This is a genomic window from Pseudoalteromonas sp. AWM4_233, assembly GCF_056158285.1.
Map to the genome: position 1 here is coordinate 1 of NZ_JBSWSZ010000134.1, position 6,090 is coordinate 6,090.

Consider the following 6,090-nt stretch of genomic DNA (forward strand, 5'->3'; position numbering starts at 1 on the left):
TTACGGTCACAATCAACTTTGGCTTATCAATGGCCGCTCTCGGTAAGAAATGTCTGTTCTTGGATATTGACCCGCAGAACAACCTAGCAGATATGCTTGCACCGGAACTTACTAGAAGCCCAGAGTTCATGAATGGAACTCACCCAGCTAACAACATCAACATGTTTGAATGGGAATCTGAAGAGCCTTTTGTTCCTGAGCCATACAAGGTTTCAGAAAATGTTTATGTTATTGGCGCTTCAAAGAAGTCGGGTAACATCACCCAAGAAAACATCTTCAACTTGGCTGACTCACTAGACCTAGTTAAAGAGAGCTTTGACTATGTGTTTATTGATAGCCCACCGACAGCTGGCATGCTTCAACACGCAGCTCTAGCTATCTCTGATGCCGTTCTTATTGTTACCCAGCCACAGGCCTTGTCTGTTAAAGGTGTTCACCAGCTGATGACAACGGCGTCTAGGTCAGGTTCAGCGCAGACTTAACCCAAACCTTAAGTTATTGGGTGTTATCGTCAACCTAGTAAAACGACCGCCATCAAAGAACCAGGTAGAGAACGAGGCGCTACTGCGTGAGCAATACGGCAACATCATCTTCCCATCAAACCTATTCGACACGGTTAAAGTGAGTGAGGCATTGGAGAAGGGTAAGAGCCTTTCTGAATACAGCCCTATCTCTGCCGATAAGTTTGGTTTCACTGACTGCTGCGAAGAGTTTATTGAGCGACTAGAGCGTGAGGAAGTACCAGCATGAGCCTGAGAAACCGCGCTAAAAGCAACTCATTCGACAACCTTCTTGATGAATCTGAAGTAAAGATTTTGGAAGGTGAAAAGATAATTAGCATCCCAAAGGACTTTGTATATTCAGGTGAGCAGGTTCGAAAAGACTTCAATGAAGAGTCTATCAAGGAGCTATCGCTAAGCCTTGAAGAGCATGGCCAGCTTCAACCAATAGTCGTGTTCCCTGTCGATGCGTCAAATAAGTACAAGATCCACGAAGGCGAACGCCGCTGGCGAGCAGCCCTTGCAAGCGACAAGATAACGCATATTCAGTGTATCGTGCGCTCAAAAGGAAATGTGTTTCAGCAGCTAGCCGAAAACATTCAACGAGAGAACCTGAATGCTATCGAGATTGGCCAAGCAATCCGAAATATCAAAAAGTCTGAAGGGCTGACGGGTAAGGAGGTTGCCGAGAAGCTGGCTATCTCCGCCCCTATGGTATCTATGTTCGATAATGTTGTTGATGCCCCTGATTTTATTTTGGATGCGTACCGTGAAGGTATTATTGGTGATGCCAACACCATTAACGAGTTGAGAAAGGCAGCGAAAATTAACAATAGCCCTGTTCGGCTGTTGCTTGCTTCAAGTTCTGAAGTTACTCGAAAGAGGCTGAAGATTTTCGTAAATCCCTTTCATCTGGTGAGCCTGCACCAAAGATAAAAGCAGAGAAGCAAGAGCCGACCACACTGGCTAACTTTGAGCTTTCAAAGGGCCAGAAAGCAGAGGTTCACTACAGTAGTGACTCCCGAAATATGACTTTCAAATTCAACCGACTTGGCCAGCAAGCTAACGAAATTTTATTAGCGAAAATTGCTGAAGCCATGGATGAGATTGAGGCTGTACGGGAAGATTAGTTGGAGTTTTACATGTAAAATCCGAGGCTCGACTTTGAGCATTCCGTGGAATTTTACATGTAAAATCCATGGTTCTTATATGAGGTAATTATGCCATTTCCACCGCCAACTGATGGTTTTGTTGAGTCGCCAATTGGTGACAACATTGTTGATTACCTAGCACCAAAGAAAAGCTCTACGTTCATGTACCCATTGAGCGAGCCATACCCACCGCTTCACTTAGAGGCCGGTGACGTTCTGGTTGTCGAGCAAGGCCGGAACCCACACCAAAATTGCCATGCCGTTATCGAGCAGGATGGTGAAGTCATGGTTTGCCAATTGGTCTGGAATAATGGCCATTGGTATGCGATTGCTGGGGAACGCAAAGGGAAAGTTACTGAGAATATGGTTTTGTTGGGTGTTGCTAGGCACTCAATTAAGAGTCAAATTTGATGGGATTTTACATGTAAAATCTTTGAGGTGAGTGTCCGTTCCTCCGCCAAGAATCACGGACACTCATTGGTCGAAACTAAAGAAAGAAACAACCGATATGAAGAATAACACCAATTACATAGCGCTTGCTACTGCAGTGCTATCGTCAGTCGCGTCTGTCGTCCTGACAGTGACGTTTATGTATGGCCTTCTGGCTAACTCTCCTACTGCTATTGTCATGGCAGCTGTTGGCCTTTGCCTTGAGCTTGGGAAGATAATGTTTGCCCGAGAAGCAGGGTTAAGTTCTGGCGTTCGCGCCCTATCCTATTCTGGCCTTTGCGCATTGATGATGGGTATCAGCGTTCTTGCGTCTTATGCTGCGCTAGAAGGCGGTTTTGATAATGCCGCCAAACAGTCAACGGAGCACTTGGCCATAACAAAGCAAATATCGCAGCTTGAAGAGTTGTATCAGTCACAGTTGGGCGCCAATCAGGTAACACGTGCCAACGACACGATGAATGAAATTCAGCAGTTAAGTACCAGGCTATCGGAACTACCACCGGAGTCTTCAGTTGTTAGGCATGCAAACGTGATCAGCTTAATTGCCTCTTTGGCCTTAGAGCTTGTGTGTGTGGTGTCCGTGTCCTTGTCCTCTGGAATGCTCCGCAGTCAGGACAATGATATCGGGACAAAGCAGGACGATATTAAAGCTAAACCTGCAGCTGTAAAGGTTGTCCGTGAGCCGGAGCCGTTCAAGGTCGTTACATTTGAGGCCAAGACAACAATGGAGCAGGAGATTAAAGAGGCGGTGGTGACTAAGATGGTATCGCCGTCCGTCCGTGGTGTCCGTGAGATGTTTACCGGTATATCAAATGATAGGATAAGTGCCGTTCTTAAAGAATTGGGTTCGGCTGGCGTATTGGAGCAAAAAGGGCGAGGCTGGCAGCTGGCCAGTTAATCATGACCATGCAAGTGAGCTTGGAGCAACTTGAAACTTTAGCTTGGGCTTATTCTCGTAAGAAGTAGGTCGAGGTTCCGGTCGTATCCTTGGGCTATACATTGCTGCAATGCAGTCGTCCAAAGGTACTGTTTTGCTGTCTTCTCTATTGACGAGTTTAAACTTTGGTTCGCGCTTTTGTGTGGGCTTTGGGCTGGGTTCTTTGCTTGCTTTGGGGAGAGTGTCTTTCTGGGCGGGAGTTTCTGAGGGGGAGTTAGGTTGGTAGTTGTTGAGGATTCTCAATGACTTCTGGAGTATCCTTTTTTCGTATTTGAATGGTGCGCTTTGACACACCTGCGTAGTCAGCTATTTGCTGTACCGTCCAGTCGTTATCTATCCCTTTTTTGAATGCCTTTACTAGCTCGTCTGTTGAGACTTTTTTTCTAGATTTCTTTTCCATACACACCTACAAAAAAGGCCGGAACACTGTCCGGCCTAATATTATTGTGCCTAAAAAGTTACGCCACTGGGAAGTTGGTAACAGGATTACCAATAATCCGATTGCCACTAACCACTGCCGCTTGACCAATGGATTCAGGTTTCAGAACCTTAAAACCGTAGACCTGTAGAGAGCGCACGAAATCGCCGAAGTCACGAGTATTTCGAACCGTTTCCATCTTGGTGATCTGGCTTGCGAACGAGATACCAGAACTGTGACCGAAGTACGCCACTTGACCGGCCTCTTTGTCAGCATCTGCAACGTCACGAGTATCAGAACTAGGAAGCAAGTTTGAGCTGTAGATTGTGAATCGGTCAATCATGCCCAGGCGACCATTACGCAGGATAGACTTTCTATCACCGGAAATTGACGCATCTTTTAGCTCTGACTTCTTAATCATGCCGCAAGCCCAAGCAGGTAGGACTACCCAGCGGCCAGACTCAGGCATGTTCTGCTCATCAAGAATAGTACCCATATCAACAATGAAATCGGTGATCATACCCTTATTGATTTCAATGGGGCTGTGAGAACCACCATCACCAGGGCCGACCACACCCATGTCAAATGCGCGAGAGATGCGACCGGCTGTTGGGCCTTTATTGGCATCATCACACTCGTCGATAAGACTGCCAAGAACGTCCTTATCAATCGCAATCTTCATTTGTTCTGAACCATCAGCTGCCCACTCATCCATAAGCGCAAGGTCGCTCTGGACTTCATCAACATCTTTCAGTTCGAACGCAAAGTATTTTGCTCGGTCGATTTCAAGCTCTTTCGCGTTAGATTCAGCGTGTTGATAATCAAGCTCCATATTAACTTGGTAGTCAGAAACGATGATATCAGCGCGAGTACGGATGATAACTTTATCACCCTTGGCTTGGATTTCGCCTTCATAGTCAGTGTTACAAATCTCACCGAACACGGTGCTATCGTAAAACTTATCAATCAGTTTGGCCGACCAGACCTCTGGTACGAACTTAGATACGCTGTCAGCGTTATATGCAGGCATTCCATTAATGCGATCTACACTCATTGGTTACTCCGTTAACGATTCATTGATTGAAATTTTGCTCTCAATCCCGTGCAACCACACGGCCTACAGCATTGCCGCATAGGATTACTTGTCGCCGGTGGTTGTCATTGGTTTTAGCCTTTGGATTGAGAGGGGGTGTTGTTGTTTATCCCTCTCCATGAACCCAAGCATGTGGCAGTCAGACAGCAAATCGTCACTGGAGAATGACAAACATTCCGTACTAGATGCTGCTGGCCAGTGCTAGCATCAGACATTCTGATTCATTCATGAAAGTGCAGTGATTCACCCATCTTTATGAAGCTAATAGGCTGCTTTAGATAGGGCTGAACCAATGATTTCTCTTCAGTTTGGAAGTGCTTTTTTCATAGCTTGCTGAAGAAGCCGATTAAGGTATTTCTTTTAGCTTTGAGCTTGAGCCGTGCTGGTATTCAAGCCGCATCTGAAAAAGTCTGTGCTTTTATGTTCGGTAGGTTGTTCGTGGTAGGGGTATAACTAACATCCTTTCGAGCCGGTTATACCGGTATTCGATAGTTCGCAATCGAGCCGTTAACGACTTCCTCAAGCGATGCAATGTTGTCGTGATCAGAGATTTCAAACAACTCAAAAATCTCTGATAAAAGTTGCGCTTTAGGTGCTGGCCTTTCGTATCTCTGAGTTCTTCGTCCTTAACCTTAGCAATACGTAACCGAGCGAAGTAACGTGCGGTAGTAGCACTATGTATTGCTAAGGTTAACGACGGTTAGATTCACCTCTTACACAGCACCTTGTCTGTCCAATGCGGTGTGCGCGATCAGAAGCCTGAGCCTCAACCGCGGGGTTCCACCAGGGATCAAGATGGATAACATAATCAGCTGCGGTGAGGTTTAAACCTGAGCCGCCAGCTTTCAAACTTATTAAAAATATTTCACCTTCACCACGTTGGAACGCATTAACACTTTGCTTGCGTAGCTCTGAAGGTGTTGCACCATCAATATAGTGAAAAGGGATTTGCTGTGCTTCTAATAGCGCTTTTACCGCTTGTAAGCTACCAATGAATTGACTGAATATCAGAGCTTTGTGTTTATTTTCTCTAAGTTCACCTAGCAACAGAGTCAGTTGTTTCAACTTTGAACTTTCTATGTCGGTATCTGGTGATACCAAAGAGGGGTTACTACATGCCTGCCTTAGCTTGGTTAGTTCAGCAAAAATCTGCATGCGCTGTGTTGCGATACTTTGCTCTTTTTGAATTGCTGCCAGTTTCTCGACGGCATTGACTCTTATTGCTTCATATAAATGTCTTTCTTGCTCATTGAGTGGCACATGAATATCTATATGTGTGCGTGGTGGCAGCTCAGTTAACACCTCAGATTTTAGTCGTCTAAGAATAAAAGGCTTAAGCAGGGTTTTTAAACCAAAGGCGGCTTTTTTGCCCTTTATTGGGTCTTCGTCACTTTGCTCAATAGGTTGAGCGAAACGGCGGTTAAAGGTTTTTAAGTTGCCTAATAACCCGGGGTTTACAAATCTGAATAAGCTCCACAGTTCACTTAAATTGTTTTCAAGCAGGTGCTGTGTAAGAGGTGAATCTAACCGTCGTTAACCTT

The 6,090-nt window shown here is 45.5% G+C and carries 7 protein-coding genes and 1 pseudogene; 5 read left to right on the plus strand and 3 right to left on the minus strand.

Going from position 1 to position 6,090, the window contains the following annotated elements; translation table 11 throughout:
* The 5 genes from ACXAC4_RS27205 to ACXAC4_RS27225 form a co-directional block, all read left to right on the plus strand.
* The coding region (locus ACXAC4_RS27205) for a ParA family protein (protein ID WP_475168265.1) at positions 1 to 482 on the plus strand (482 nt) is incomplete at its 5' end.
* 16 nt (positions 483 to 498) lie between these two features.
* Positions 499 to 750: a hypothetical protein gene (locus tag ACXAC4_RS27210; RefSeq protein ID WP_475168270.1), complete on the plus strand. Its 252-nt coding sequence runs from the start codon at positions 499 to 501 to the stop codon at positions 748 to 750.
* The gene (locus ACXAC4_RS27215) at positions 747 to 1,436 is read left to right on the plus strand and encodes a ParB/RepB/Spo0J family partition protein (RefSeq protein WP_475168271.1); all 690 of its coding nucleotides are present in this window, start codon (positions 747 to 749) and stop codon (positions 1,434 to 1,436) included. The genes ACXAC4_RS27210 and ACXAC4_RS27215 overlap by 4 nt, the downstream gene beginning before the upstream one ends.
* Before the next feature lie 284 nt (positions 1,437 to 1,720).
* The gene (locus tag ACXAC4_RS27220) at positions 1,721 to 2,062 is read left to right on the plus strand and encodes a hypothetical protein (protein WP_475168275.1); all 342 of its coding nucleotides are present in this window, start codon (positions 1,721 to 1,723) and stop codon (positions 2,060 to 2,062) included.
* Positions 2,063 to 2,159: 97 nt separating this feature from the next.
* A complete protein-coding gene (locus ACXAC4_RS27225; RefSeq protein WP_475168278.1) occupies positions 2,160 to 2,999 on the plus strand; it encodes a hypothetical protein in 840 nt (279 codons plus the stop codon).
* 253 nt (positions 3,000 to 3,252) lie between these two features.
* Here ACXAC4_RS27225 and ACXAC4_RS27230 read toward each other — a convergent pair whose 3' ends face one another.
* From ACXAC4_RS27230 to ACXAC4_RS27240, 3 genes and pseudogenes are all read right to left on the minus strand, one after another.
* The gene (locus ACXAC4_RS27230) at positions 3,253 to 3,438 is read right to left on the minus strand and encodes a hypothetical protein (RefSeq protein ID WP_475168280.1); all 186 of its coding nucleotides are present in this window, start codon (positions 3,436 to 3,438) and stop codon (positions 3,253 to 3,255) included.
* 58 nt (positions 3,439 to 3,496) lie between these two features.
* A complete protein-coding gene (locus tag ACXAC4_RS27235) occupies positions 3,497 to 4,510 on the minus strand; it encodes a phage major capsid protein (RefSeq protein ID WP_475168282.1) in 1,014 nt (337 codons plus the stop codon).
* Positions 4,511 to 5,272: 762 nt separating this feature from the next.
* A pseudogene (locus ACXAC4_RS27240) lies at positions 5,273 to 6,049 on the minus strand (DEAD/DEAH box helicase); the annotation flags it as partial.
* Positions 6,050 to 6,090 lie beyond the last annotated feature (41 nt).

What these genes read in the sequence shown, in the direction of transcription:
- ACXAC4_RS27215 (WP_475168271.1), top strand. Translation starts at nt 747, where the DNA reads ATGAGCCTGAGAAACCGCGCTAAAAGCAACTCATTCGACAACCTTCTT.
- ACXAC4_RS27220 (WP_475168275.1), top strand. Translation starts at nt 1,721, where the DNA reads ATGCCATTTCCACCGCCAACTGATGGTTTTGTTGAGTCGCCAATTGGT.
- ACXAC4_RS27225 (WP_475168278.1), top strand. Translation starts at nt 2,160, where the DNA reads ATGAAGAATAACACCAATTACATAGCGCTTGCTACTGCAGTGCTATCG.
- ACXAC4_RS27230 (WP_475168280.1), bottom strand. Translation starts at nt 3,438, where the DNA reads ATGGAAAAGAAATCTAGAAAAAAAGTCTCAACAGACGAGCTAGTAAAG.
- ACXAC4_RS27235 (WP_475168282.1), bottom strand. Translation starts at nt 4,510, where the DNA reads ATGAGTGTAGATCGCATTAATGGAATGCCTGCATATAACGCTGACAGC.